Source organism: Kribbella sp. NPDC051952 (assembly GCF_040680855.1).
Lineage (GTDB): Bacteria > Actinomycetota > Actinomycetes > Propionibacteriales > Kribbellaceae > Kribbella.
Map to the genome: position 1 here is coordinate 341,710 of NZ_JBFAXQ010000006.1, position 24,363 is coordinate 366,072.

Here is a 24,363-nt window from a genome sequence, read left to right on the forward strand (position 1 = left end):
TTGCCCGCTGGTGAGAAAGTTCCGTCGAGCACTGGCCAACCGGTGGATGGTGACGGAATGCTGGGCCGGGACAGATTCCTTCCCCGCCCCGGAGGTGTCCGATGTCCATCACCCGACCCCACTTCCCCACGACACTGCCGCGACTGATCGCCGTACTGATCCTGTTCGCGGCGACCCTGACCACCAGCCAACTCGTGACCACGATCGAGGCCCACGCCGACGGCTGCTACACGTGGGGCCGCACGCTCAGCCAAGGGATGACCGGCGAGGACGTGCGGCAGCTGCAGATCCGGGTCGCGGGCTATCCCGGGTACGGCGCACACCTGGCCACGGACGGCGATTTCGGGCCGGCCACGAAGGCGGCCGTGCAGCGATTCCAGTCGGCGTACGGGCTGGGGGCGGACGGGGTCGCCGGAGCGGCCACGTTCACGAAGATCTACGCGCTGCAGGACGACGACTGCACCCCGATCCACTTCACCTACGCCGAGCTGGACGACGGCTGCGGTGGATCCGGGTACGACGGCGGCCCGCTGTCCGAGGCAGCGACCAAGGCCAACGCGCTGCAGACCATGTGGCAGCTGGAGGCGATGCGGCACGCCCTCGGCGATCAGGCGCTGAACATCTCCAGCGGCTTCCGCAGCGTCCCGTGCAACAACTCGGTCGGCGGCGCGAGCAACAGCCAGCACCTGTACGGGCGTTCGGCCGACCTGACCGGCGTTCATTCGTTCTGCACGCTCGCCAAACAAGCCCGCAACCACGGCTTCGGCGGCATCTTCGGCCCCGGCTACCCGGGCCACGACAACCACACCCACGTCGACATCAGGACGTCGAACGCATGGGACGCGCCGAACTGCGGCATCTAGCAGCAACCACCTAGCCCTCTCGGTGCATCTATCCACCGAGAGGGAGGGTGGATGCGCCGAGTACTTGGACGACTGGACGATGTCAGCGGGCTGCAGTCCGTTTCGATCACCGGCGACCTGGTCGCGGTCGGGCCGGGCGTTCGGCTCGGGCCGCTGGCGGACGAACTCGCCGTACTCGGCCGCGCCCTGCCGTCCTCGTACGCCGGAACCGCAGCGATCGCGCTGAACGGCGGACTCGGGCCACTCGCTCGCTACCACGGCCTGCTCGCCGGTGTCTCCGGTGTGCTCGTCGGTGACGACGGCGGCTCGATCCGGTTCGTGCTGGACGAGCTGGCCGGCCGGATCGGCCGTCCGCCGGAGCGGACCCGGATCGAACCGATGGTTGCCGGGGACACGTCGTACCTGCGTCGCTTCGGCGGCGAGGAGCTCCGCCGGGTGAAGTCGGAGTTCTTCGAGCACCTACTGCCCCGGACCGCGATCGAGGACCTCGTGGCGCACTGGCGCGACGCGGCGCCCGGGGTGTTCGTGCACCCGTGGGGGAGCAGTCACGTGTACCAGACCCATCCGGATCCGGACTTGCTGAACCCGTCGCACGCGCACTACGGCTCGAACCTGCATCGGCTGATCGGGATCAAGGCCCAGTACGACCCGGAGTGGACCTTCGGCTCGAAGCAGCCGCTGCAGCTTGCGCGCTAGCTGGTCAGAGCACCTGGCTGATGGTGTGGATGAGGAGGCCGACCAGCGCGCCGACCACGGTGCCGTTGATCCGGATGAACTGGAGGTCGCGGCCGACATGGAGCTCGATCCGCGCGGACGCTTCCCGGCCGTCCCAGCGTTCGATCGTGTCCGAGATGACCGAGACGATCTCGTTGCCGTAGGTGCGAACGACGTACCCGACCGCCTCGGCCGCGCGGTCGTCGACCTTGGCACGCAGTCCCTCGTCGGTCTGGAGCCGCTTGCCCAGGTCCTGGATGGCCGCCGTGGCCCGCACTTGCAGCGTGCTCTGCGGATCCGAGATGGCGTCGATCAGCGCCGTGCGTACGGCGTCCCACACGGCGGTCAGGCTCGAGCCCATGTCCGGGTGGGTCAGCATCCGGGTCTTGAAGTGCTCGAACCGCGCCATCATGTCGGGGTCGTGCTGCAGATCGTCGGCCAGTTGACTGAGCAACCGGTCGACCGCCTTACGGGCCGGATGCGACGAGTTCTCGCGTACGTCGGTCAGCCAGGCGAGCGCTTCCCGGTGGATCCGGTCGATCACCAGCCGGTCCACCCACTGCGGCGACCAGCGTGGAGCCCGCGGACCGACGACGTCAGCGAGCAGGCCCTTGTTGTCCCGCAGCCAGTCGTGCGCCTCTACCAGAACCAGGTCGAAGAGTGCGTGATGGGCGCCGTCGTCGACCACGGACTGCAGGAAGTGGCCGGCGATCGGGCTCAGCGGCTCCTGCACGAACCGCGGCAGCAGCGATCCGCGGACGAACGCGGTCACGTCCTCGTCGCCGACCTTCGGCAGCGCCGCGCCGATCGTCCGGGCGCCCTCGGCCACGATCCGCTCGGCGTGGGTGCCGGCGGCCAGCCACTCACCGGCCCGGCGGCTCACCTCGGCGGTGCGCATCTTCTCCGCCACGACCTCCTCGGAGAGGAAGTTCTCGGTGACGAACTGCTCCAGGCTCTCGGCCAGGCTGTCCTTGCGGGTCGGCACGATCGCCGTGTGGGGGATCGGCAGGCCCAGCGGGTGCCGGAACAGCGCGGTGACCGCGAACCAGTCCGCGAGCGCACCGACCATCGCCGCCTCGGACGCCGCGTTCACGTAGGCCCAGCCGCCGGTGAGGTGCAGTGTCGCCACGTAGATGATCGCGGCGAGCACCAGCAACGACAGTGCCACGGCCCGCATCTGTCGCAGCCCACGGCGCCGTACCTGGTCGGCAGCGCTCAACGTCATGGTGGCCATGTACCCATCCAACCAAGTGGATGGTGATCAGGCCGTCAGGCAAGCACCTGATTTGTCCCTCGTCGGTCCATCAGGCCCGAGATGAGCGCGAGGATCAGGCCCGCCACGGCCAGGGCGGCGCCGAGCCGGCTGGGCCATTCGTAGCCGTAGCCGGCAGCCAGTACGACGCCGCCGAGCCAGGCGCCGAGTGCGTTCGCGATGTTCAGGGTGGAGTGGTTCAGGGAGGCGGCCAGCGACTGGCCTTCGTGAGCGACGTCCATCAGCCGGGTCTGCAGCGACGGGACCAGGATGCTCGCGGAGAAGCCCAGCGCGAAGACCCCGATCAGCGCGCCCGGCCGGGTCTGCGCCAGCCAGCCGAAGGTGCCGAGGACCACGGCCACCGCGATCAGGCCGCCGTACACGCTGCCCATCAGGGCGCGGTCGGCCAGGCGGCCGCCGATCACGGTCCCGCACGTCATGCCGACGCCGTACACGGCCAGCACGATCGTGACCGCGGACTCGGAGAAACCGGCCAGTTCCGTCATCGTCGGGGTGATGTAGGAGTAGGTGGCGAACATGCCGCCGAAGCCGACCATCCCGACCAGCAGGGCCATCCACACCTGCGGCCGGGCCAGCGCGCTCAGTTCGCTGCGGACGTTGACGTCGCTGCCGACCGGCTGCGGCGCGACCCAGAACCAGACCGCCACCAGCGTGAGCAACCCCAGCCCACCGACCGCGAGGAACGGCGCCTGCCAGCCGAGTCGCTGGCCCATCAAGGTCGTGAGCGGTACGCCGATGACGTTGGCGACCGGGAGTCCGACCATCGTCATCGAGACTGCCCAGGCCCGTCGGCCGGACGGAACCATCGAGGCACCGACGACCGCGCCGATCCCGAAGAACGCGCCGTGCGGCAGCCCGGTCACGAACCGGGCTGCCATCAGGAATTCGTAGCTGGGGGCAACGGCCGACAGCACGTTGCCGAGCACGAACACCGCCATCAGCCCGAGCAGCAGGCGCTTGCGGCCGGTCCGCGCGCCCAGCGCCGCGATCACCGGCGCCCCGACCACGACACCCACCGCGTACGCCGAGATGACATGGCCGGCCGTCGGGATCGAGATGTTCACGCCGTCCGCGATCTGCGGCAGCAGTCCCATCGTGACGAACTCGGTGGTTCCGATCGCGAAACCACCGGTCGCCAGCGCGAGCAACGCCAGCCCGACGTGCCGCGCGGTGGTGCGAGTGTCAGGAGTCACCGAACTTGTCACGCCTGATTGTCGCACCCACCAGCAGGACCACCGCGAGCAGGGAGAAGACCCCATTACCGACCAGGTCGACTGTCCGCGACGCGTCCATCACTGGGTCCTCGGGGAACGAGTGCCACGCGTAGGTCAGCAGCGCGCCGCCTGCGAGCATCAGCGAATGCCGCTGCGTCCAGCCGGTCCGCCGGGACCAGTTCACGATCAGGATTGCCCCGAGGACCTCGATCACGGCCAGCAGTGCCGCTTCGACCCAGCCGTTCTTCACCAGATCGTCGATCACCATGAATGCCGAGGTCAGCGCCAGCCCGGCGATCCCGACCAGCCAGGCATTCGGCGCCGTACCGGCGAGCTGACGACGCGGGCGGCCGCCGATCCGGGCGGCGACGGCGACGAGAACGACGATCGCCACGGCGACGCCGGCGAACTGGGCCGGTGCGGCCACGAACGAGTCGCTGCTCAACTGGAAGGCCGTGGTCGCGACGATCCCGCCCAGGAAGATCGCGACGTACACACTGAAACCGATCTTGCCCAGCCAGGGCTCACGCGACCGCCGTGACATCGACTCCACGATCACGATCGGCACGGTGATGCTCCAGACGGTGTGCAGTGCCAGCACGAACAGCGTCCACGGTGCACCCATCCCGAGGAACCCGATGTGTCCGGGGTCCAGCAGTCGCAGGTCGGCGTAGTTCGGGTTGAACAACGACTGGGTGGTCAGGCCCTCCTCGAGGACGGCGTACGCCAGCGCGAGCACCACGACACTCGGGTAACCCCAGCCGCGCCGCCGGACGACCTCGCGGATCACCACCGCGCCACCGCCGTACAGCGGCGCCAGGAAGAGCAACGCGAACAGACTGCTGATCGGGATGTTCCCGAGCAGGAACTCCGCCACCAGCGGCGACAGGAAGAACAGCCCGAGGGCCGGCGATGTCCGTCTCACAACTCCTTGTTTGTTCACGCTCCCAACTCTGGTCGCCCGTGCCCGTCGACGCCGATGCGATCCATCCCGATCTGTCACTGACGGATGTCATGGGACTCAGGGATCAATCAGGGTTGCATTCCCTATACGCCGTATAGGGAATTCAGGTTGACTGTCGTCCATGAGCGAGGTGACGACGAAGGACCGGATCACCGCGGCGGCGACGTACCTGCTGACCGAGCACGGCGCGGCCGGGGTCTCGATGCGGAAGGTCGCCGCGGCGGTGGGGATCACGCCGATGGCGATCTACCAGTACTACCCGGATCGGGAGACGCTGCTGAACGCGATCGCGGACGCGGCGTTCGCCGAGCTGGTACGGCGCTGGGAGTCGGCTCCTCGCCCGGACGCGGCGGACGCGCGGATGCGGGAGATGCTGGTCGATCACGTGGACTTCGCGCTGGCACAGCCCCGGCTGTACGAGTACATGTTCACCGAGCGCCGCGACCAGGCACGCAAGTTCCCGGAGGACTTCCGGGCTCGCAAGTCACCGACGTTCACCCTGGTCGCCGACGCGATTTCGGCCGGCATCGACCAGCAGCTCTTCCGCGCCGACGACGACATCTGGGAAACCAGCCTGATCTTCGCCGCGCTCCTGCACGGCCTCATCAGCCTCTACCACGGCGACCGCATAGGCATGCCCGACACCGAATTCCGGGCCCTCTGCCTACGCCTCGGTGAAAGGACCATCAATGCGCTCCGTCTTTAAGGCCTCCGCCGCTGCGATCACGACCGGTGCCCTGCTGTACTTCGGGTCCGGCCTGCACACGCTTCCCGCCCTGACCTGGCTCGCACCGCTGCCGGTCCTGTTCGTCGCGCCCCGGCTGAAACCGGGCTGGGCAGCCCTGACTGCCTTTGCCGGTTGGCTTCTGGGGCTTTCGAACCTCATCCGCTATCTACTCCAGGACCTCGAGCTTCCCGTCCCCGCACTGGCCTTCCTCGTGCTGCTGGCCGGTGTGTTCACGCTGACCGTGCTGTTCTTCCGGGCTCTGATGGTCCGCGGGCACCCTGTGGTCGCGGCGTTCGCTGCTCCTGCTCTGTGGGCGGCTCTCGACTATGTGATCGCGGTCGTCTCACCACACGGCGCGTTCACCAGCCTCGCGTACACGCAGGCCGAGGTCACACCCGTCAACCAGATCGTCTCGCTGACCGGCGTCTGGGGCCTCAGCTTCCTCCTGCTCTTCCCGGCCGCCGTCGTCGCCACCCGCCGCCTGATCCCGGTCTTGGCACTGGTGGTCGTTGCCGCCAGCACCTGCCTGTACGGCGCTCTCCGGCTGGCCAACCCAACTCCGGACCAGGCCGTGAAGATCGCCGTACTCTCGGCCGAGAGCCCGGACCGCTATCCCGCGATGATCACCGACGCCGCCCGGGCCGGCGCGCAGGTCGTCCTCCTTCCGGAGAAGATCGTCGACGTCGACGCGAAAGAGCTGCCCGCGTGGTCGAGGACCTACCAAACACTTGCCTCCAGCAACAAGATCGAGCTGGTCGTCGGGCTGACGGTGCTGAACGAGGCCGGTCACGACTACAACCGCGCGTTGATGTTCCACCCCGACGCCAGTGCGCCCACGTCGTACGACAAGCATCACCTGATCCCGGGGATCGAGCCGCTCACACCGGGCGACCACCTGGCGATGTACGAGACGTGGGGACTGCTGATCTGCAAGGACCTCGACTTCCCCGCGCTGTCTCGCGAGTACGCGAAGATGGACACCGGTCTGCTCCTGGTGCCGGCACTGGACTTCGTGAACGACGGCTGGCTGCACAGCCGGATGGCCCTGCTTCGCGGTATCGAGAACGGCATCCCGATCGCCCGCGACGGCGATCAGGGTCGGCTGACTCTCACCGATGCCCACGGCCGGATCGTCGCCGAGAGCACCGCACCAACGGTCTTGATCGGAGAGTTGCGCCCAGGCATCGACAAGACGTTGTACACCGCCTGGGGTGACTGGTTCGCCTGGTTGTGCGGTCTGGTCGCACTGGCCGGGATGGTGTGGTTGAGGTGGCGCGGACGGCGTGAAAGCATCCGGCATGGCCAACTTTGGGGACTACCAGCTGCAGATCTACCTGCAGGGGATGTTGCAGGGGATCCGGCCGGAGATCACGACCGACCTGGCCCGGTTGGAGTCGCAGGCGGCCGGGAAGCTGCCGGTGGAGGCGATGGGGTACATCGTTCCGAGCGCGGGTAGCGGCGCGACGGCGCGGGCCAACCAGGTGGCGTTCGATCGGTGGCGGCTGCTGCCCCGGATGCTCCGCGGCAGCACCGAACGCGACCTCAGCTGCACCATCCTCGGTACGTCGATGCCCGCGCCGGTGCTCGTCGCACCGATCGGTGTCCAGACCCTCGCGCACCCGGACGGCGAGCTCGCCACCGCCCGCGCCGCCGACACCCTCGGCCTGACCTACACGCACTCGACCCAGGCCAGCCACGCGATCGAGCAGATCGAGGCGAGCAACAAGTGGTTCCAGCTCTACTACCCGACCGACCGCGACGTCTGTCTCAGCTTCCTCCAGCGCGCCAAGGCCAGTGGGTACGGCGTTCTCGTCGTCACCCTCGACACCGGGACGATCGGCTGGCGACCGTCCGACCTGGACCGCGGGTTCCTGCCGTTCCTCAAGGGCGAAGGGCTGGCGAACTACTTCAGTGACCCTGCGTTCCAGGCGAAGCTGGCCAAGCCGGTTGCCGAGGACCCGGGCGCTGCGGTGATGCACTGGGCGCAGATGTTCCCGAACGTCGGCCTGGCCTGGGACGACCTCTCGTTCCTGCGCGACAACTGGGACGGCCCGATCGTGCTGAAGGGGATCACCGCGGTCGAGGACGCCAAGGTCGCGGCCGAGCACGGGGTGGACGGCATCGTGGTCTCGAACCACGGCGGCCGGCAGGTCGACGGCGCGATCGCGTCGCTGGATGCATTGCCGGCGATCGCGGATGCGGTGGGTGAGCAACTGACAGTCCTGTTCGACTCCGGCGTACGGACCGGCGCGGATGCGGCGAAGGCGCTCGCCCTTGGTGCGAAGGCGGTGCTGCTCGGGCGGCCGCTGCTCTACGGTCTGGCGCTGGCCGGGCAGGCGGGCGTCGAACACGTACTGCGGTGCTTCCTGGCCGAGCTCGATCTCACGCTGGCGTTGTCCGGGTACGCGAACCATCGCGAGCTCAACCGGGACTCGGTGGTGCGCGCGTGAAGGCGGTCATCTTCGACCTGGACAACACGCTGTTCGATCACACCGCGTCCGCGACGTACGCCGTCCGTGCGTGGGTTCCTGAGCTCGGTGGAGTCGCGACGGACGAGTTGGTGGCGCAGTGGTTCGTGATCGAAGAGCGCGTCTACAACGCCTACCTGGCGCGGGAGCTCACCCACCAAGGGCAGCGCCGTGCTCGGCTGCAGGCGTTCCTGCCGCTGATCGATCACCCGGTCCCGCCGACCGACGCGGAGCTGGATCAGCTGTTCACCGGCTACCTCGCCCACTACAAGGGCAGCTGGACCGCCTTCCCCGACGCCCGGCCCGCCCTGGAAGTTGCCCATGGCAACGGGTGGCGGATCGGCGTGCTGACCAACGGGAATCCGGCCCAACAGAACGCGAAACTGGCCGCGATCGGACTCGCGGACCTCGTCGACGTGGTCTGTACGTCGGAGGAGCTCGGCGTCAGCAAGCCGGCGCCGGAGACCTACCTGCGCACGTGCCAGGCGCTCGGTGTGGACCCGGCGGACACCCTGATGATCGGCGACAACCTCGAGCTCGACGTCCTCGCACCCCGTGCCGCGGGCCTGACCGCCCTCCACCTCGACCGGCCCGCCGGGATGACCCTCACCCAGTTGCTTTGACGCCGTCCACGAAGATGCGGATCAGGCGGTCGGCGCGGTCCTGGGAACCGGGGGAGCCGACGGAGAGGCTGAAGCCGCTGAGGGCGCCGGCCAGGTCGTCGACGGTGACGTCGGCGCGGAACAGGCCTGCGTCGACGCCTGCGTCGAGCAACTCTTCCAGCGCGGTGTAGACCTTCGCGTGGCTGAGCGCCGCCGCTTCGTGGTCGGTCGACACCACGACCGACTTCAGTGCCTGCGCCATCCCGGGCCGGCCGGCGACGTGTCCGACGAAGTTCTGCATCCAGGTGATCAAGGCCTCGTCCGGCGGGAGGTCCGCGAGCAGCTTCTCGACCCCGTCGCACAGCATGCCGATCTGCTGGACGTAAGCGCCGGTGATCAGCGCCTCCCGGGTCGGGAAGTGCCGGTACAGCGTGGCTATGCCGACCCCGGCCCGTCGCGCGACCTCGTCCAGGGGGATCTCGACGCCGCGCTCGGTGAACACGTCTACGGCCGCGGTCAGCACCGCTGCTCGCTTCGCCCGCGCGTCCGCTCGCATGACCACCTCTCCTCACTTGTTAACTGGAGGAATCCTCCATATAGTGATCTGGAAGAATCCTCCACTTAGGTTAGCAGGGAGCGGGCCATGTCCGAGCGGGTATTGGTCACCGGTGGCACCGGGTACGTCGCGGGGTGGTGCATTGTCGAACTGCTCCGGCGCGGCTACGACGTTCGTACGACGGTCCGCAGTCTGGCGAAGGAGGACGCCGTACGCGCCTCGATCGCGGCCGAGGTCGACCCTGGGGATCGGTTGTCGTTCCATGTCGCGGACCTGGTCTCCGACGACGGCTGGGCGGATGCGCTGGACGGGGTCGACTTTGTCCTGCATGTGGCGTCGCCGCTGGGCACCGGTACGACGAAGAACCCCGATGACCTGATCGTCCCGGCGCGCGATGGCGCCGTACGCGTCCTGCGGGCGGCGACCGAGGCGGGCGTGAAGCGGGTCGTGATGACGTCGGCTTGTGCGGCCGCGAGTCCCGCGTTGTACACCGACGAGAGCGTCACGGACGAGACTCTGTGGACGGATCCGGATGACCCGCGGTTGACGACGTACCGCAAGTCCAAGACGCTGGCCGAACGCACCGCCTGGGACTTCATGGCGTCGTACGACGGGCCGACCATGCTGACCACAATCCTTCCGGGCGCTGTCTTCGGCCCGGTCCTGATGCCGTCGAACGTCGGCTCGGTCGAGGTGATCGGCCGCCTGCTCGAGGGTCGCATGCCCGGTACGCCGCGGCTCGGTTTCGAGATCGTCGACGTCCGCGACCTGGCGGACATCCACATCCGCGCGATGACCTCGCCTGAGGCGGCCGGCCAGCGCTTCATTGCCGTCGGCGACTTCCTCTGGATGTCCGAGATGGCGATCGCGCTGCGCTCGCGGCTCGGTGAATCCGCCCGCAAGGTGCCGACGCGCCGCCTCCCGGACTTCGCGCTCAAGGCGATGTCGCTCTTCGACGCCTCACTCCGTGACATCACCCCGGCGCTCGGTCGTCGTCACCGCCACAGCCCGGCCAAGGCCGAACGCCTCCTCGGCTGGAAGGCCCGCCCCGCCGCCGACACCGTGGCCGACTGCGGCGAGAGCCTGCTCAGCAAGACCAGCTAAGGGCTCAGCCGAGGCTCTGGCTTTGTAATGTTTGCAACAGATATGCTCGTCTCTGAAGTGTTCGTTACAGGGAGGGCTGATGGAACGGGTCGCGCGGGTGGTTCGGCGGTACGTCGACGCGGGGCGGTATCCGGGGGCGGTGACCGTGGTCGCCCAGCGCGATCAGGTGCTGCTGTTCGAGGCGTACGGGCGTTCCGACGTCGAGCGGGACCGGGCGATGACGACGGACACGATCTTCCGGATCTACTCGATGACCAAGCCGATCGTGAGCCTCGGCCTGATGCAACTGTACGAGGACGGGCTGTTCCAGCTCGACGATCCGGTGGTGAAGTACCTGCCGGCGCTCGGACGGCCCAAGGTGTACGACGCCGACGGGCTGCGCGAGTCGAGCCGCGAGATGACGGTGCGGGATCTGCTCATGCACACGTCCGGCCTCGCCGCGTCGAACGGGAAGCACCCGGTCAGCCAGCTCTATCGGGAGGCCGGACTGGCCGGGATGGATTCAGACGCGCCGTTGTCCGAGCTGCCGGGCCGACTGGCCGGGCTGCCGTTGCAGGCGGAGCCCGGCACGCGGTGGATCTACGGGATCTCCACGGACCTGGTCGGCCTGCTGTGTGAGGTGATCGGCGGCCAACCGCTGGACGAGTACCTGCGGACCCGGATCTTCGAGCCGCTCGGCATGACCGACACCGGCTTTTCGGTGCCGGAGGCAAGCATCTCCCGGTTCGCCGCGACATACGGGTACGACGATGGTGGCTTCAAGCTCACCGATGATCCGCTGACCAGCGCCTACACCCGGCCGCGCACCTTCCTGTCCGGGGTGGCCGGGCTGGTGTCGACGGCGGGAGACTACCTGCGGTTCACGCGGATGCTGGCCGGTGGCGGTTCGCTCGACGGAGTCCGGGTCATCGGGCCGCGGACGCTGCGATTCATGACCACTAATCATCTGCCGGGCGGTCAGGACCTCGCGGCGTACGCCGACTTCGGCGGGGAGACGAAGCGGGCCGGACAGGGCTTCGGGCTCGGCTTCGGCGTACTGCTCGATCCGACCGTGGCGCAGACCATCGGCACGCCTGGCGAGTACTTCTGGGGCGGGATGGCCTCGACTGCGTTCTTCGTCTCGCCGGCCGACGAGCTGGCCGTCGTCTTCCTCACCCAACTGCGCCCGTCCGCCAGCTACCCGATCCGCCGCGAATTGCGCGCAGCCGTCTATGCATCCCTTACTGACTGACGACGGCTGTCGGCTCTGGACCGAGGTCACCGGCGACGGCCCACCCGTCGTACTGGTTCATGGCGGTCCGGGCTGGTGGGACGTCTTCCAGGATCTCGAGCTGCCCGGCCACACCCTGTACCGGTGGGACCAACGAGGCTGCGGCCGCTCCGACCGCCGCGGGCCCTACACGCTCGCCCGATCAGTCGCCGACCTCGACACCGTCAGCCCTCGTGGACCCTTCACGCTGATCGGTCACTCCTGGGGAGCAGCCCTCGCCCTCCACTACGCCTCAACTCACCCCGATCGACTCACCCACCTGATCCTGGTCTCCAGCACCGGCCTGGACGGTCCGCCACCGGACTACCGCCAACGCGTCGCCGAGATCCTCGCCACCATCCCCTCCGACGATCCCTGGATCGCCCGTATTTCAACGGGTTTCGCCGACCGCGCCACCGCGCTCGACCACGCCCGCCACCTCAACACCCCGCGCTTCGAGCCCAACCAGGAATGCGCCGACGCCCTACTCGCCGACCTCCGCGCCGTGCCCGACCGCGCTGCCGCTTGCGCACAGATCGCCGTACCGACGCTGCTGATCCACGGCGCCGCAGACCTCAGGCCGCCGGCGGTGACCGACATCCTGTTCAAAGCCCTGCCGAACGCAGAACGGGTAGTGCTCGACAACGTCGGGCACTACCCGTGGATCGAAGACCCGGCCGGCTTTCAGAGAGCCGTCCGGGCCTTCCTGACTAGTTGTTGACCGTCCAGGTGTCGGCGCCGGTGACCAGGGCCTGCAGGTCGCCGGTGCCCTGGGCTTCTTGGGAGGTGGTGATCTGCTGGCGGACCATGTCGTCGTACGCCGGGCGGTCGACCGAGCGGAAGACCCCGATCGGCGCCTGGTGCAGGACGCCGCCGTCGGTCAAGCGGGACAGCGCGAACGCGTACGCCGGGTCTTCGGTGTGCGCGTCGTGGACGACGAGATCGGCCTCGCCGCCGGGCAGGTCCGCGACCTCTCGGACCGCGAGGGACGCGAAGCCGTCGCGGACCACACCGAGGTGCCCGTCGGTGCCGAACCGGATCGGTTCGCCGTGGACGAGCGGGATGATCGCGTCGTCCCGGGTCTCCGGGTTCTTGATCGCGTCGAACGCGTTGTCGTTGAAGATCGGGCAGTTCTGGTAGATCTCCACGAACGCAGTGCCGCGGTGCTCGGCCGCCGCGCGCAGCACCGAGGTGAGGTGCTTGCGGTCGGAGTCGACCGTGCGGGCCACGAACGTCGCCTCCGCGCCGAGCGCCAGCGAGACCGGGTTGAACGGGTTGTCGACCGAGCCCATCGGCGTCGACTTCGTCACCTTGCCAGGCTCCGAGGTCGGCGAGTACTGGCCCTTGGTCAGGCCGTAGATCCGGTTGTTGAACAGCAGGATCTTCAGGTTCACGTTTCGCCGCAGCGTGTGGATCAGGTGGTTGCCACCGATCGACAGCGCGTCGCCGTCACCGGTCACCACCCACACGCTCAGGTCGGGTCGCGCCACCGCGAGTCCGGTCGCGATCGCCGGCGCACGGCCGTGGATCGAGTGCATGCCGTACGTCGACAAGTAGTACGGGAACCGGGACGAGCAGCCGATGCCGGAGACCATCGCGACGTTCTCGCGCTTGATCCCGAGCTCGGGCAGGAACCCCTGGAAGGCCGCGAGTACGGCGTAGTCACCGCACCCCGGGCACCAGCGGACCTCCTGGTCCGACACGTACTCCTTGCGGTTCTGCGGCTCGGTCGCGGCCGGGACACCGCGCAGACCGCCCGGCAGGCTCGGCAGGCCGAGATCGACCGTGCTCATCGTGCTCCCTCCGACTGGTGCAGCTCTTCGTTCAGGGCCTCGCCGTGCTTGACGGCGGCGGCGGCCGCGCCCAGGTGGCGGGCGTCGTCGTCGATGCCCTCGGTCTCCTCGACCAGGTTGCCGATCACCTCGGCCAGCTCCGCCGCGCCGAGCGGCATACCGCGGACCTGTGCGTAGGAGACGACGTCGACCAAGTACTTGGCCCGCAGCAGCATTGCCAGCTGACCCAGGTTCATCTCCGGGACCAGCACCTTGTCGTAGCTGCGGATCAGGTCACCGAGGTTCGACGGGAACGGGTTCAGGTGCCGCAGGTGGGCCTGCGCGACCTTGCCGCCGACCTTGCGGACCCGGCGGACACCGGCTCCGATCGGGCCGTACGTCGATCCCCACCCGAGCACCAGCACCTTCGCCGTACCGTCCGGGTCGTCGACCTCGATCGGCGGTACGGCGATGCCGTCCACCTTCGCCTGCCGGGTCCGGATCATCAGGTCGTGGTTGGCCGGGTCGTAGGAAATGTTGCCGGTCTTGTCCTCCTTCTCCAGGCCACCGATGCGGTGGTCCAGACCCGCCACGCCCGGGACCGCCCAGGCGCGGGCCAGGGTCTCCGGGTCGCGGAGGTAGGGGAGGTACGTCGGTTCGCCCTTGTCGTTGGTCGCGTTCGGCTCGAGGGTGAAGTTCGGGTCGATCGTCGGCAGGTCCTCGACCACCGGGATCTGCCACGGCTCGGACCCGTTCGCCAGGTAGCCGTCGGAGAGCACGATCACCGGAGTGCGGTAGGTGATCGCGATCCGGGCCGCCTCGACCGCGATCGCGAAGCAGTCCGCGGGGGACTGGGCCGCGAGCACCGGCAGCGGCGCCTCGCCGTTGCGGCCGAACATCACCTGCAGCAGGTCGGCCTGCTCGGTCTTGGTCGGCATGCCGGTCGAGGGACCGGCGCGCTGGATGTCACAGACGATCAGCGGCAGCTCGAGCATCACGCCGAGACCGATCGTCTCGGACTTCAGGCTGATACCCGGGCCGGACGATGTGGTCACGCCGAGCGCGCCACCGAACGACGCACCCAGGGCGGCGCCGACACCGGCGATCTCGTCCTCGGCCTGGATCGTGGTGACGTTGAACCGCTTGAGCTTGGACAACTCGTGCAGTACGTCGGACGCCGGGGTGATCGGGTACGCCCCGAGGACCATCGGCAGACCGGCGCGCTGCGCGCCCGCCACCAGGCCGTACGCCAGCGCCAGGTTGCCGGAGATGTTCCGGTAGGTGCCGGTGGCCATCTTGGCCGGCTTCACCTCGTACCGCACCGAGAACTCCTCGGCGGTCTCGCCGAAGTTGTAGCCGGCCCGGAAGGCCGCGATGTTCGCGTCCCGGATGTCCGGTTTCGAGGCGAACTTGGTCTGCAGGAACGTGATCGTCGACTCGACCGGCCGTTGGAACAACCAGGACACCAGGCCGAGCGCGTACATGTTCTTCGCCCGGGACGCGTCCTTGCGGGACAGGCCGAACTCCTTGACCGACTCGACCGTCATCCCGGTCAGGTTCAGCGGGACCACGTGGTAGCCGTCCAGCTCACCCGTCTCGAGCGGGTTCTCGTCGTACCCGATCCGCTTCAGGTTGCGGGCGGTGAAGTCGGCGGTGTCGATGATCAGGGTGGCGCCGCGCGGAACGTCGCGCAGGTTCGCCTTGAGGGCCGCGGGGTTCATCGCGATCAGCACATCGGGCGCATCACCAGGCGTCAGGATGTCGTGATCGGCGAAGTGGAGCTGGAACGACGACACGCCCGGCAGGGTTCCGGCTGGTGCCCGGATCTCCGCGGGGAAGTTGGGCAGGGTCGACAGATCATTGCCGAACGATGCCGTTTCTGCTGTGAACCGGTCACCCGTGAGTTGCATCCCGTCGCCGGAGTCGCCGGCGAAGCGGATCACCACGCGGTCGAGCTGCTTGACCTCGATGGTCACTGTTCTGTTCATCTCCAAGTCGAAGCTTGGGTCGGCCTGCCGCTTCGTGGGCGACACGTCGATCCCCCCGTCAGGGCGATAACCCCAATATTAGTTCGCCCTTAGAACAGAACCATGCGGAAGCCCCGGTGGTCCACAGCCTGGGACGCAGTGTTAGGGGTCCGGATTTGTGGGATAGAACGAAATCTCCCAGTGTGACACTGCGCAAGCACTCGCTTGCGATCCGCAGTGAGAACCGGCAGGGTGTCGTCATCAACTTGTGATCCACCCCCGGTTCGGGCCGGGGTCTCGAGGGAGTTCGTATGCGCCCTGTGCGTGCCGTTGCCGGTCTGTTGGTCGTCCTGCTGGCGGGGTGCGCTGCCCCGATCGCCCCGGCGGACAGCGCGTTGAGTCTCGGGAGTAGGGCGTCGGCGTCGGTGGCCGCACCCACCCGGACCGCGAAGATCGCCGGCATTCGTACGACGGATGCGACCAAGGGCGTCATCACCGTGGTCGGCACCTTGTCGCCGGAGCCGAAGGCAGGGACCCGGATCCCGTTGCACCAGTGGATCCCGTCGGCCAAGCGCTGGCAGGAGGTCGCGCACGGGTACTCGGTCGGCAGCAGCGTGACAATCACCACTGTCCAGCCGGGGTCGATCCGGACGTATCGCATCGCGATCGGTGGACAGGCGCCGTACCAGGCGGCGATCTCGCCGATGATCAGCTTCAAGCACTACGTCTGGCGCGGATTCTTCAAGAAGGGACTGCTCTTCGCGGGTGGGCTGGGGCAGCCGCAGTTCAACGTGGTCCCGCCGAAGCAGGGACCGCGGCGGGCCGAGGCCGACCTGCTGGCGGACCAGGGCGGGTACGTCTGGGGTGACGTCGACACGACCGGGTGCAGCTACGTACGGAACTGGCTCGGCAACCTGACCGACGGGATCGTGCGGGTGTCGCTCCACAACGGGACGAAGGCGATGACCTCCGTGCGGATGGGCCAGGAGACCGAGACCTGGCTCAACTACAAGATCGACGGCGTGACCCGACTGCGCCTGCAGGTCGCCGACGTACGCTCCGGCTACGGCCCGTACGTCGCGGTCGACTCCATCCTGCTCTGCACCAACTAAGCTGCTCCCGTGTCGGAGAGCTATGGCGTCATCCTCGCGGTGGTCGCGCTCGCACTGGTCGGGTTGATCGGCGCGTTCGCGCTGAACAAGGCTCTGACCGTCACGTATCCGACCGAGAACAAACTCAAGACCTACGAGTCGGGTGTCGACCCGGTCGGCGAGGGCTGGGCGCAGGTCCACATCAGGTACTACCTGTTCGCCTACCTCTACGTGATCTTCGCCGTCGACGCCGTCTATCTGTTCCCGTGGGCGACGATCTTCGCCTCGCTGGGTTTCTCGACGCTGATCGAGATGTTCGTGTTCCTCGCCTTCGTCGCGGTCGGGCTGTTGTACGCCTACCGCAAGGGCGTCCTGCGCTGGACCTAGCCCCGCGTCGGACTAGCTCAGGGCCGCGGCGATCGCCCAGTCCTGGCAGCCGACACCGACCGATTTGAAGACGGTCCGGCCGGTCGGCGTCGGCGGACTGGCGAGAGCTGCGCCGAGCTCCAGCAGGTCGGTGCGTACGCCGGATCGGACCGCATCGATGATCTCGCCGGACTCCTCCATGGCTGCCTCGGTTTGGTCGACCATCACGATCGACGCGGTGGCGAGCAGGTCGCGGGGGAGTTCGCGCATGCTCGGGCGGAAGGCGCCGATCGCGTTCACGTGCACGCGTTCGGGCAGGGCGTCGGCGGAGAAGAGCGGCGTGCTGGTTGAGGTGGCGCAGCAGATCACGTCCGCGTCGGCGACGGCGTCGTCGATGTCCACGCTCGGAGTGAACTTCACGTCGGGGAACTCGTCGGCCAGTCGTTGGCTGAGCATGGCGGCGCGGTCGGCCGAGCGGCCGGCGACGGTGACGGCGGTGATTCGTCGTACGGCGAGAACGGCGCGGACCTGATCGGGGGCCTGCGCGCCCGTGCCGATCAGCGTGAGGCGGGTGGCATCCGCGGGGGCGAGGAGATCGGTGGCGACACCGACGACGGCGCCGGTCCGCAAGGTCGTGATCGACGTGCCGTCGGCGACGAGCTGCTCACCGGCGCCGGTCCAGATCACGGTCGCCCGGATCGCCGGCACCTGGTCGAGCGCGATGCCGATCTTCTTCACCACCGCGGTCCCGGTCGGCGTGTGGTATGCCGACATCACCAGCACTGCCCCGTCCCCGAAGATCTGCCGCGGAGGCAACACGAAGTTCCCCGCGGCCAGCTCCCGGAACGCGTCGCGCACGGCGTCGATCGCCGTACTCATCGGAACGGCACGACGGACATCCTCAGCCGAAAGGACCTTCACCGACGACAGCATATTGTGGACGCGCCCCAGGCTTTAGGGAGATCGCGATGAACGACCTGCACCGGGAAGCGCTGGTAGCGGATGCGCACAACGATCTGCTGATGCTGGTGGCGCGGCGGCCTCGGGAGAGGTGGTCGGAGTACTTCCGGGAGCGATGGATCCCGCAGCTGCGCGAGGGCGGGATCGACGTCCAGGTGCTGCCGGTGTTCATCGACGACGAATTCCGGCCGGAGGGCGCGCTGCGCGAGACTTTGCGGATGATCGAGGCCGCGCACCGGATCGCCGAGACCAACTCCGACGAGGTCGCGTTGTGTACGGCGCCTGGTGATCTGGCGGCCGCGACGGCTGGTGGAAAGATCGCGCTGGTCCTCGCGCTCGAGGGCTGTCCGCAGATCGACAACGATCTCGAACTCCTGCAGACGATGCAGCGGCTCGGCGTCCGGATGGCGTCGTTCACCCACTTCGGCCGCAGTGCGCTCGGGGACGGATCCGGTGAGGACGCGGCCGGCAGCCGGCTGACGCACGCCGGGGTCGAGGCGGTCGGTCTGCTCGAGGAGCTCGGCGTACTGATCGACGTCTCGCACGTCGGCCGTGGCGGGGTCGACCACATCCTCGAGCTGGCGACCAAGCCCGTGGTCGCGTCGCACTCCAGTGCGTTCGGACTGCGAGAACATCACCGCAATCTGACCGACTCGCAGTTGCGTGGGATCGCCGCGACCGGCGGCGTGATCTGCGTGAACTTCTTCGCCGGTTTCCTCACGGGTGAAGAGAAGCCGACGATCGAGCACCTCGCCGACCACCTCGAGTACGTCGTCGACGTCGCCGGCGAGGATCACGTCGGACTCGGCAGTGACTTCGTCGCGGAGGTGTTCGGCGAGAAGATCCCGGCCTGCGACCGTCCTGTTGTCATCCAGGGCCTGGCCGCCGAGGTGTACGTGCCGGGTCTGGAAGGACCGGCCGGAATGCCGCTGGTCACCGATGCTCTGCAGCGCAGAGGGTTGCCTGAGGCAATTATCCGGAAAATCCTCGGGGAGAATCTGGTGCACGCGCTTTCAAGCTGACGCTGTTTATCGAAGGAGTGAGGCTGTGCAGAATTGGCTCGACGAGAACCTCGGTGAATTGATCGCGAAACACCAAGTACCGGCGGCCTCGATAGCCGTCCTGGCCGACGGTGAGGTGAGTACGGCGGCGGCCGGAATCCTCAATCTCAACACCGGTGTCGAGGCCACCACCGACTCGGTCTTCCAGGTCGGCTCGATCACCAAGCTCTGGACCACCACCCTGATCATGCAGTTGGTTGCCGAGGGCAAGGTCGACCTCGACCGCCCGGTCCGCGACTACCTGCCCGAGTTCAAGCTCGCCGACGAGAGCGCGGCCGCCGCCGTCACGCCGCGGCACCTGCTGACCCACACCGGCGGCTTCTCCGGCGACGCGTTCATACCGACCTCACGCGGTGACGACGCGGTCGAGCTGTTCCTGCGCGACGTCGCACCCGGTCTGGCTCAGGAGGTACCGCTCGGCGCGGGCTTCTCCTACAACAACGCCGGCTTCGTCGTCCTCGGCCGGATCGCCGAGGTACTGCACGGGAAGCCGTTCCACCAGCTCGTTCGCGAACTGATCGCCGTACCACTGGAGCTGGAGCACGTGGCGACGATCCCGGACGAGGCGCTGCTGTACCGGGCCGCGCTCGGGCATACCCGGCCGACGCCGGACGCGCCGCCGCAGGCAGCGCCGATCTGGAGCCTGGTGCACGCGATGGCGCCGGCCGGGTCGTTGCTGGCGATGAGCGCGGCCGATCTGCTCACGTTCGGCCGGGCGTACCTGGACGCGAAGCTGTTCGACCGGGCCACGATCGACCGGATGTGGGAGGCCCAGGTCGACGTACCCCCGACGGGCGGGTTCGCGCAGCACTGGGGGCTCGGCTGGATGATCTTCGATGTCGAGGGCGGACGACTGTACGGACATGACGGCGGCACGGTCGGGCAGTCGGCCTTCTTCCGGTTGGTCCCGGACAAGGGCGTGGCCGTCGTACTGCTCACCAACGGCGGCGACACCCCGGCCCTGTACGACGAACTGGTCGGCCAGGTTCTCCGGGAGACCGCCGGGGTCGAGCTGCCGACCCGACCGGTGCCACCCGCCGAGCCGGTCGAGATCTCCACAGACCTCGTCGTCGGCCGGTACGACGGGTTGTTGGTGCGGGCCACGGTCAGCGTCGAGGACGGCGAGTTCTGGGTGCTCGACGAGGCGGTCAGCGATGAGGCCAAGATCTTGCTGCCGGAGGAGCGGCGGACCCGGTACGTGCCGCTGGACGAGTCGCGGCTGATCGCGGCCGAACCGGAGTCCGGCGTACACCAGGTTCTGGCCTTCCGTGAACCAGTTGACGGTCGGTCAACGTATCTTTTTCGTGGCGGTCGCCTCACCCCACGTGGTGACTGAGCGTAACAATTCCGGTCGGCCTCAGACTCGTTGCCCGATCACCCTTTGTAATTGCATTTGGCAACAAACGTGAGTTTGAAACGCTCTGGGATAACGGAATGCGTACAGCCCGTCGCCAAGTGGTCAGTTCAGGGCTATGGTGATTACGCGGTGATACGGGGCGATTGCGGGGTGGTGAGGCAATGTCATTGCAACTGTGGGTGGTGATCGTGCTGATGGCGGTCCTACTCGGATTACTGGCTGTGGTGCGGATGCGACGCGCCCGGCAAGTTTTCGACGACATCACCCGGGTCGACCGACCAGCGCACAGCGGTATCCGGGAGCACCCGCGTGACGAGTTGGCGCATGCTCGCGCCCAGGCCCGCCATGCGCGCACTGAGCCCGTCCGGCACCGCAGGCACGGTTAAGTCCAGAACGCCCGGTCCCCACCCGGGTTCCGCCCACGTCGCTCACGTTCGGTGAAACGCACAGCACCGAACGTGAGCGACAGTGGGCTCTCCGTTGGGGGCCCTCCGTTTGTGGACCCGCTACTGGTCGAGCAGCCCGTCCCGGCGGGCGACCGCGGCGGCTTCGGTCCGCGAGCGGACGCCGAGCTTGGCGAGGATGTTCGAGACGTGCACGCTCACTGTCTTCTCGCTGATGTACAGCTCGCGCGCCAGTTGCCGGTTCGTCCGGCCCTCGGCGAGCAGCGCCAGTACTTCGGACTCCCGCGACGTGAGCGCACTCGTGCCACCCGTGTCGACGCCTCCGATTTCGTCGAGCAGCGGCTTGGCGCCCAGCTCCCGGCCAACCTCAGCAGCCAGCGTGGCCTGCTCGTTCGCCTCGGCCACTCGGCCGGCGGCGCGCAGGGCGGCCGACAACCGCACCCGTGACCAGGCCTGCTCGAAGACATACCCGTACCCGAAGGCGTCCACAGTCCGCTCCCACGCGGCCACATGCTCCTCGGGCGTCGGTGCGTCCACTCCGGCGAGCCAGCGGAGTCGCTCCCACTCCGACTCCAGCCGTGCCAGCCAGGCCAGGCCCTCGACGCCCATCACTCGCCCGGGCGGCAGGCCCTTCTCGGCCGTGGTCTGTCCCTCGGCCAGCAACTCCGCGCCGCGGGCGACGAGGTCGGCGGCCGCAGCGGGCTCCCCAACGGCCCGGTGACACAGCACCTGCATCCCGAGCGTCGCGAACCGGATCCGGGCCAGGAACCACTCGGTCTGGAAGATGTCCGCGCACAGTGCCGCGACGCTCGCGATCAGCTTCTCCGCCTCGGCCGGCTGATCCAGATACCGGTACGCGTCGACGGCGGGCTGCATGCCGAGGAGCGGCAGCATCACGTCGAGATCCCACCACCTCCGCAGCTGCATCAGCTCTTCGGCGACCGAGGTGTCCCCCCGGCCACCGCGGACGGAGAGCTCCACCGCCCGCAGCGCCGCAGCGGACGCCCCTGGTGTCATCGAATCCGTCGCGGCCGTCGCCGTCGCGTCGTCCCACTCGCCGAGGATGAACTGTGTCAGAGCCAGCATCCGGCGTGCGTCGAACCCGTACACCGCCCATTGCCGGCCCAGCTCGGCCGCACGCTTCACCGTCAGCGTGAAGGCAGCCTTCGCGGTGAGCAGATCCCCTTGCTCGTAATGCGTCGACCCGAGCAGGAACCGGCTCCGCACCTCGGCGGCCGCGTCGCCGTCCAGCCGGGCCCGCACCGCCGCTTCCTCCAACTGCTTGGCCGCGGTCTCCGGATCACCGGCGTTGCGGCGCAGCTGGGCCAGCGTGATCCCGGCGTCGCTGGCCGCGGATTCCTGGCCGGCCTCGCGGGCGATCTCGAGCGCCTTGTTCGCCCAGCGCTCCGCGTCCATCGGGCGGCCCAGCGCGTGCGCGACCCGCGCGTACAACGACGCGACCTGCACCTTGAAGACACTCGGCGCCTCGTCGTTCACCAGCTTCAGCGCCTGCGAGATCGCCTCGTTCGACTCCTGGTCCTGGTCGATGATCAGCGCGATGTCGGCCAGCGGCAGCAGCAGTCGGGCCCGCTCCAGCTTCGGCGCGTCCGGCGGCAGATCGGCCAGGGCCTTGCGCAGGATCTTCAACGCCCGCAGGTGCTGGGACGACAGCGTCGCGGCCGTCGCGGTCTGGACGATCAGCCAGGTCTTGTCGACAGTGCTCTCGGGTGAGCGGTTCGGGTAGAGCTCGAGAGCCAGCTCGTAGTGCTTCAGCGCCTCCTGCGGCGCGGCCACCGAGATCGCCTCCTCGCCGGCCCGCACCCGCGCCTCGAAGGCCTCGGGCAGGTTGTGCGACCGGGTGGCGTGCCCTGCCAACTCAGCCGACGTACCCGCGACGGTCTGGTCCTTCAGCGCCTGCACGTACGCCGCGTGCTGGCGGACCCGCTCGCCCGGCAGCAGATCGTCGTACACAGCCTCGGCCAGCAGGGCGTGGCGGAAGTAGTACCGATCGCTGGTCGGTACGTCGATGATGTGCGCGTCGATCAGCTCCCGCAGGGCCTCGTCCAGCTCGCGGTCGGGCAGGTCGGCGACCGCGGTCAGCAGGTCGTGCGGGACGCGCCGGCCGGCGACCGCGATCACCCGGGCGAGCTGACGGGCGTCGTCGGACAGTGGGTCGAGCCGGACCAGCAGGAGGTCGGCCAGATCCGGCGGTACGGCGTCACCGTCGCCCATCGAGGCCGCGGCGACCAGCTCCTCGGTGAAGAAGGCGTTCCCACTCGCGCGGTCGAGGATTCGCCGTACCTCGCTCTCCGGGAGCGGCTCGGTGATCAGTGAGTTCAGCAGGACGCGGGACTCGTCGGCGTCCAGGGGGAGCAGGTTGACCCGGCGGACCCGCGGGTTGCGGGACCACTCGGCGATCGGGCGACGCAACGGGTGCCGGCGGTGCAGGTCGTCGCTGCGGTAGGAGACCACGAGGGCCAGGCGCTGCGAGGTCAGCCGGGTGATCAGGAAGCCGATCAGGTCCCGGGTCGAGTCGTCGGCCCAGTGGGCGTCCTCGATGATCACCAGCAGCGGCTCGCTGGTGGAGAGCGCGGTGAACGCGCCGAGGACGGCGTCGAACAGCGCGGCCCGGTCCAGCTGCCCCTCCTGCGGCCCGGGCTGGGCGCCGATCAGGCGGTGGGTCGGCAGCAGCCGGCCGATCGCCGGGAAGTTCGTCAGCACGCTCTCGACCAGGTCGGGCCGGTCACCGGCCAGCCGGCCGAAGATCTCGGTGAACGCCAGATACGGCAGGCCGGCGTCGCCGAAGTCGGTGCAGTGCCCGACCAGTACGCCGAAACCGCGTTCGTGCGCGCCGGTCGCCACCTCGTCCAGCAGGCGGGTCTTGCCGACGCCCGCGTCACCGGACAGCAGAACAGCACCGGCGCGACGCGTTTTGGCGTCGTCGACGGCGCTCAGCAGGGCAGCCATCTCGGTCGAGCGGCCGACGAGAGGTGTCGAAGTCCAGGGCACGTCGTCCATCTTCGCCCCTGGAGCCGACACAAATCGACGGCATCCCGTCCGCTGAGCCTGAGGTTTGCCGGCCGCAGACGTGAAAACGCCGTCCCTGATCGCAACTGCTGGATCAGGGACGGCGGTCCGGGCGGTCATGCCGCCGTGGTGGGTCGCAGGGCCCGGCGAGCGTGCCGCGGCTCGGGCTGAGCCGCCTGCTCCGCGCGGTTCCGGCGCTTGCTGCCGCGGAACTCACGCTTGGTCCGCTCCTGCTTGTAGGCGGTCTCCGCCTGGATCTGCTGAGCTGTGATGTTCATGGTGTGCCTCCCTTCGGGCTTTCCTCAGGCCTTCCGGCCGAACAGGTGGACGAGGTTCCGGCGGGTCCGGGGAGTCCGGTGGTGCCGGTAGTCGCGGCTGAGCCGCTCGCGGCGGTAGTCGACCTCTGCCTTGACCGATTCGTTCGTGAACACTTGGTGCCTCCTGGGTTGTTGCTGTCGGCTCCTTGCCGATGACCTAAAGGTGCTCTTCTGAGGTAGGCCCGCACATCGGGCTTCCTCCCTATCCCTGCGGCGTGACGGGCCTTAGGTGTCCTAGGTACGCCGTACGCCTCCCTAGGGACCCGGAAATGACGGTGGCGCGACCGGCTCGTGGGGAGAGCCGGTC

At 68.4% G+C, this 24,363-nt stretch carries 24 protein-coding genes; 14 read left to right on the plus strand and 10 right to left on the minus strand.

Annotated elements, in window-relative coordinates; genetic code table 11:
• Positions 1-101: 101 nt before the first annotated feature.
• Both AB0L70_RS14950 and AB0L70_RS14955 read left to right on the plus strand, forming a co-directional pair.
• Complete coding sequence (locus AB0L70_RS14950; protein ID WP_363684050.1) at positions 102-863, plus strand: D-Ala-D-Ala carboxypeptidase family metallohydrolase; 762 nt, start codon at positions 102-104, stop codon at positions 861-863.
• 51 nt (positions 864-914) lie between these two features.
• Positions 915-1,559 (plus strand): BBE domain-containing protein, encoded by a 645-nt coding sequence (locus tag AB0L70_RS14955; RefSeq protein ID WP_363684052.1) that lies wholly within the window; start codon positions 915-917, stop codon positions 1,557-1,559.
• 4 nt (positions 1,560-1,563) lie between these two features.
• On the opposite strand, the gene AB0L70_RS14960 is transcribed toward AB0L70_RS14955, so the two are convergent.
• Genes AB0L70_RS14960 through AB0L70_RS14970 form a run of 3 tightly spaced genes read right to left on the minus strand, consistent with a single transcriptional unit; the run spans position 1,564 to position 4,989 of the window.
• Entirely contained in the window at positions 1,564-2,811 is a 1,248-nt protein-coding gene (locus tag AB0L70_RS14960; RefSeq protein ID WP_363684054.1) for a DUF445 domain-containing protein, read from the minus strand.
• A gap of 35 nt (positions 2,812-2,846) precedes the next feature.
• On the minus strand, positions 2,847-4,043 hold the full coding sequence (locus AB0L70_RS14965; protein ID WP_363684056.1) for an MFS transporter: 1,197 nt from the start codon (positions 4,041-4,043) through the stop codon (positions 2,847-2,849).
• On the minus strand, positions 4,033-4,989 hold the full coding sequence (locus tag AB0L70_RS14970) for a hypothetical protein (RefSeq protein WP_363684059.1): 957 nt from the start codon (positions 4,987-4,989) through the stop codon (positions 4,033-4,035). The genes AB0L70_RS14965 and AB0L70_RS14970 overlap by 11 nt, the downstream gene beginning before the upstream one ends.
• 160 nt (positions 4,990-5,149) lie before the next feature.
• On the opposite strand from AB0L70_RS14970, the gene AB0L70_RS14975 reads away from it, so the two are divergent.
• The 4 genes from AB0L70_RS14975 to AB0L70_RS14990 are packed head-to-tail and all read left to right on the plus strand — an operon-like array spanning position 5,150 to position 8,846.
• Complete coding sequence (locus tag AB0L70_RS14975) at positions 5,150-5,734, plus strand: TetR/AcrR family transcriptional regulator (protein ID WP_363684061.1); 585 nt, start codon at positions 5,150-5,152, stop codon at positions 5,732-5,734.
• The gene (locus AB0L70_RS14980) at positions 5,718-7,211 is read left to right on the plus strand and encodes a nitrilase-related carbon-nitrogen hydrolase (protein WP_363684063.1); all 1,494 of its coding nucleotides are present in this window, start codon (positions 5,718-5,720) and stop codon (positions 7,209-7,211) included. Before AB0L70_RS14975 ends, AB0L70_RS14980 begins: the two co-directional genes overlap by 17 nt.
• Complete coding sequence (locus AB0L70_RS14985) at positions 7,099-8,205, plus strand: alpha-hydroxy-acid oxidizing protein (RefSeq protein ID WP_363684111.1); 1,107 nt, start codon at positions 7,099-7,101, stop codon at positions 8,203-8,205. The genes AB0L70_RS14980 and AB0L70_RS14985 overlap by 113 nt, the downstream gene beginning before the upstream one ends.
• Positions 8,202-8,846 (plus strand): HAD family hydrolase, encoded by a 645-nt coding sequence (locus AB0L70_RS14990; protein ID WP_363684065.1) that lies wholly within the window; start codon positions 8,202-8,204, stop codon positions 8,844-8,846. The genes AB0L70_RS14985 and AB0L70_RS14990 overlap by 4 nt, the downstream gene beginning before the upstream one ends.
• Here the strand turns inward: AB0L70_RS14990 and AB0L70_RS14995 are convergent.
• On the minus strand, positions 8,830-9,381 hold the full coding sequence (locus AB0L70_RS14995) for a TetR/AcrR family transcriptional regulator (RefSeq protein ID WP_363684067.1): 552 nt from the start codon (positions 9,379-9,381) through the stop codon (positions 8,830-8,832). The two genes, AB0L70_RS14990 and AB0L70_RS14995, sit on opposite strands and share 17 nt — an antisense overlap.
• Before the next feature lie 87 nt (positions 9,382-9,468).
• On the opposite strand from AB0L70_RS14995, the gene AB0L70_RS15000 reads away from it, so the two are divergent.
• The 3 genes from AB0L70_RS15000 to AB0L70_RS15010 all read left to right on the plus strand — a co-directional run bounded on the left by AB0L70_RS15000 (position 9,469) and on the right by AB0L70_RS15010 (position 12,455).
• A complete protein-coding gene (locus AB0L70_RS15000) occupies positions 9,469-10,485 on the plus strand; it encodes an NAD-dependent epimerase/dehydratase family protein (RefSeq protein ID WP_363684069.1) in 1,017 nt (338 codons plus the stop codon).
• A 79-nt stretch (positions 10,486-10,564) separates the two neighbouring features.
• The gene (locus tag AB0L70_RS15005; protein WP_363684071.1) at positions 10,565-11,716 is read left to right on the plus strand and encodes a serine hydrolase domain-containing protein; all 1,152 of its coding nucleotides are present in this window, start codon (positions 10,565-10,567) and stop codon (positions 11,714-11,716) included.
• Entirely contained in the window at positions 11,697-12,455 is a 759-nt protein-coding gene (locus tag AB0L70_RS15010) for an alpha/beta fold hydrolase (RefSeq protein ID WP_363684073.1), read from the plus strand. Before AB0L70_RS15005 ends, AB0L70_RS15010 begins: the two co-directional genes overlap by 20 nt.
• Here the strand turns inward: AB0L70_RS15010 and AB0L70_RS15015 are convergent.
• Positions 12,445-13,527: a 2-oxoacid:ferredoxin oxidoreductase subunit beta gene (locus tag AB0L70_RS15015; RefSeq protein WP_363684075.1), complete on the minus strand. Its 1,083-nt coding sequence runs from the start codon at positions 13,525-13,527 to the stop codon at positions 12,445-12,447. The genes AB0L70_RS15010 and AB0L70_RS15015 overlap by 11 nt on opposite strands.
• Complete coding sequence (locus AB0L70_RS15020) at positions 13,524-15,494, minus strand: 2-oxoacid:acceptor oxidoreductase subunit alpha (protein ID WP_363684077.1); 1,971 nt, start codon at positions 15,492-15,494, stop codon at positions 13,524-13,526. Before AB0L70_RS15020 ends, AB0L70_RS15015 begins: the two co-directional genes overlap by 4 nt.
• A 290-nt stretch (positions 15,495-15,784) precedes the next feature.
• Between AB0L70_RS15020 and AB0L70_RS15025 the strand changes: the two genes are divergently transcribed.
• On the plus strand, positions 15,785-16,585 hold the full coding sequence (locus AB0L70_RS15025; RefSeq protein ID WP_363684079.1) for a hypothetical protein: 801 nt from the start codon (positions 15,785-15,787) through the stop codon (positions 16,583-16,585).
• Positions 16,586-16,594: 9 nt separating this feature from the next.
• A complete protein-coding gene (locus AB0L70_RS15030) occupies positions 16,595-16,951 on the plus strand; it encodes an NADH-quinone oxidoreductase subunit A (RefSeq protein WP_363684081.1) in 357 nt (118 codons plus the stop codon).
• Positions 16,952-16,963: 12 nt separating this feature from the next.
• On the opposite strand, the gene AB0L70_RS15035 is transcribed toward AB0L70_RS15030, so the two are convergent.
• A complete protein-coding gene (locus AB0L70_RS15035) occupies positions 16,964-17,851 on the minus strand; it encodes an ornithine cyclodeaminase family protein (RefSeq protein ID WP_363684083.1) in 888 nt (295 codons plus the stop codon).
• Between the two features lie 47 nt (positions 17,852-17,898).
• Here AB0L70_RS15035 and AB0L70_RS15040 point away from each other — a divergent pair, with 47 nt between their 5' ends.
• The 3 genes from AB0L70_RS15040 (at position 17,899) to AB0L70_RS15050 (ending at position 20,694) form a co-directional block, all read left to right on the plus strand.
• A complete protein-coding gene (locus AB0L70_RS15040) occupies positions 17,899-18,912 on the plus strand; it encodes a dipeptidase (RefSeq protein ID WP_363684085.1) in 1,014 nt (337 codons plus the stop codon).
• Positions 18,913-18,937: 25 nt separating this feature from the next.
• Complete coding sequence (locus AB0L70_RS15045; RefSeq protein WP_363684087.1) at positions 18,938-20,287, plus strand: serine hydrolase domain-containing protein; 1,350 nt, start codon at positions 18,938-18,940, stop codon at positions 20,285-20,287.
• Between the two features lie 182 nt (positions 20,288-20,469).
• Positions 20,470-20,694, plus strand: coding sequence for a hypothetical protein (locus AB0L70_RS15050; protein ID WP_363684089.1), 225 nt, complete (start codon positions 20,470-20,472; stop codon positions 20,692-20,694).
• Positions 20,695-20,814: 120 nt separating this feature from the next.
• On the opposite strand, the gene AB0L70_RS15055 is transcribed toward AB0L70_RS15050, so the two are convergent.
• The 3 genes from AB0L70_RS15055 to AB0L70_RS15065 all read right to left on the minus strand — a co-directional run bounded on the left by AB0L70_RS15055 (position 20,815) and on the right by AB0L70_RS15065 (position 24,170).
• Positions 20,815-23,730 carry an AAA family ATPase gene (locus AB0L70_RS15055; protein WP_363684091.1) on the minus strand — a complete coding sequence of 972 codons (2,916 nt, stop codon included), beginning with the start codon at positions 23,728-23,730 and terminating at the stop codon, positions 20,815-20,817.
• Between the two features lie 125 nt (positions 23,731-23,855).
• Positions 23,856-24,017: a hypothetical protein gene (locus AB0L70_RS15060; protein ID WP_363684093.1), complete on the minus strand. Its 162-nt coding sequence runs from the start codon at positions 24,015-24,017 to the stop codon at positions 23,856-23,858.
• Between the two features lie 24 nt (positions 24,018-24,041).
• The gene (locus AB0L70_RS15065) at positions 24,042-24,170 is read right to left on the minus strand and encodes a hypothetical protein (protein ID WP_363684095.1); all 129 of its coding nucleotides are present in this window, start codon (positions 24,168-24,170) and stop codon (positions 24,042-24,044) included.
• Positions 24,171-24,363 lie beyond the last annotated feature (193 nt).

Bases quoted from the DNA above. Each gene is read 5' to 3' on its own strand.
- AB0L70_RS15025 (WP_363684079.1), top strand. From the start codon at position 15,785: ATGCGCCCTGTGCGTGCCGTTGCCGGTCTGTTGGTCGTCCTGCTGGCG.
- AB0L70_RS15015 (WP_363684075.1), bottom strand. From the start codon at position 13,527: ATGAGCACGGTCGATCTCGGCCTGCCGAGCCTGCCGGGCGGTCTGCGC.
- AB0L70_RS15040 (WP_363684085.1), top strand. From the start codon at position 17,899: ATGAACGACCTGCACCGGGAAGCGCTGGTAGCGGATGCGCACAACGAT.
- AB0L70_RS14950 (WP_363684050.1), top strand. From the start codon at position 102: ATGTCCATCACCCGACCCCACTTCCCCACGACACTGCCGCGACTGATC.
- AB0L70_RS14955 (WP_363684052.1), top strand. From the start codon at position 915: ATGCGCCGAGTACTTGGACGACTGGACGATGTCAGCGGGCTGCAGTCC.
- AB0L70_RS15005 (WP_363684071.1), top strand. From the start codon at position 10,565: ATGGAACGGGTCGCGCGGGTGGTTCGGCGGTACGTCGACGCGGGGCGG.
- AB0L70_RS14985 (WP_363684111.1), top strand. From the start codon at position 7,099: ATGTTGCAGGGGATCCGGCCGGAGATCACGACCGACCTGGCCCGGTTG.
- AB0L70_RS15060 (WP_363684093.1), bottom strand. From the start codon at position 24,017: ATGAACATCACAGCTCAGCAGATCCAGGCGGAGACCGCCTACAAGCAG.
- AB0L70_RS14980 (WP_363684063.1), top strand. From the start codon at position 5,718: ATGCGCTCCGTCTTTAAGGCCTCCGCCGCTGCGATCACGACCGGTGCC.
- AB0L70_RS15010 (WP_363684073.1), top strand. From the start codon at position 11,697: ATGCATCCCTTACTGACTGACGACGGCTGTCGGCTCTGGACCGAGGTC.
- AB0L70_RS14975 (WP_363684061.1), top strand. From the start codon at position 5,150: ATGAGCGAGGTGACGACGAAGGACCGGATCACCGCGGCGGCGACGTAC.
- AB0L70_RS14960 (WP_363684054.1), bottom strand. From the start codon at position 2,811: ATGGCCACCATGACGTTGAGCGCTGCCGACCAGGTACGGCGCCGTGGG.
- AB0L70_RS15055 (WP_363684091.1), bottom strand. From the start codon at position 23,730: ATGGACGACGTGCCCTGGACTTCGACACCTCTCGTCGGCCGCTCGACC.
- AB0L70_RS15020 (WP_363684077.1), bottom strand. From the start codon at position 15,494: ATGAACAGAACAGTGACCATCGAGGTCAAGCAGCTCGACCGCGTGGTG.
- AB0L70_RS14995 (WP_363684067.1), bottom strand. From the start codon at position 9,381: ATGCGAGCGGACGCGCGGGCGAAGCGAGCAGCGGTGCTGACCGCGGCC.
- AB0L70_RS15050 (WP_363684089.1), top strand. From the start codon at position 20,470: ATGTCATTGCAACTGTGGGTGGTGATCGTGCTGATGGCGGTCCTACTC.
- AB0L70_RS15000 (WP_363684069.1), top strand. From the start codon at position 9,469: ATGTCCGAGCGGGTATTGGTCACCGGTGGCACCGGGTACGTCGCGGGG.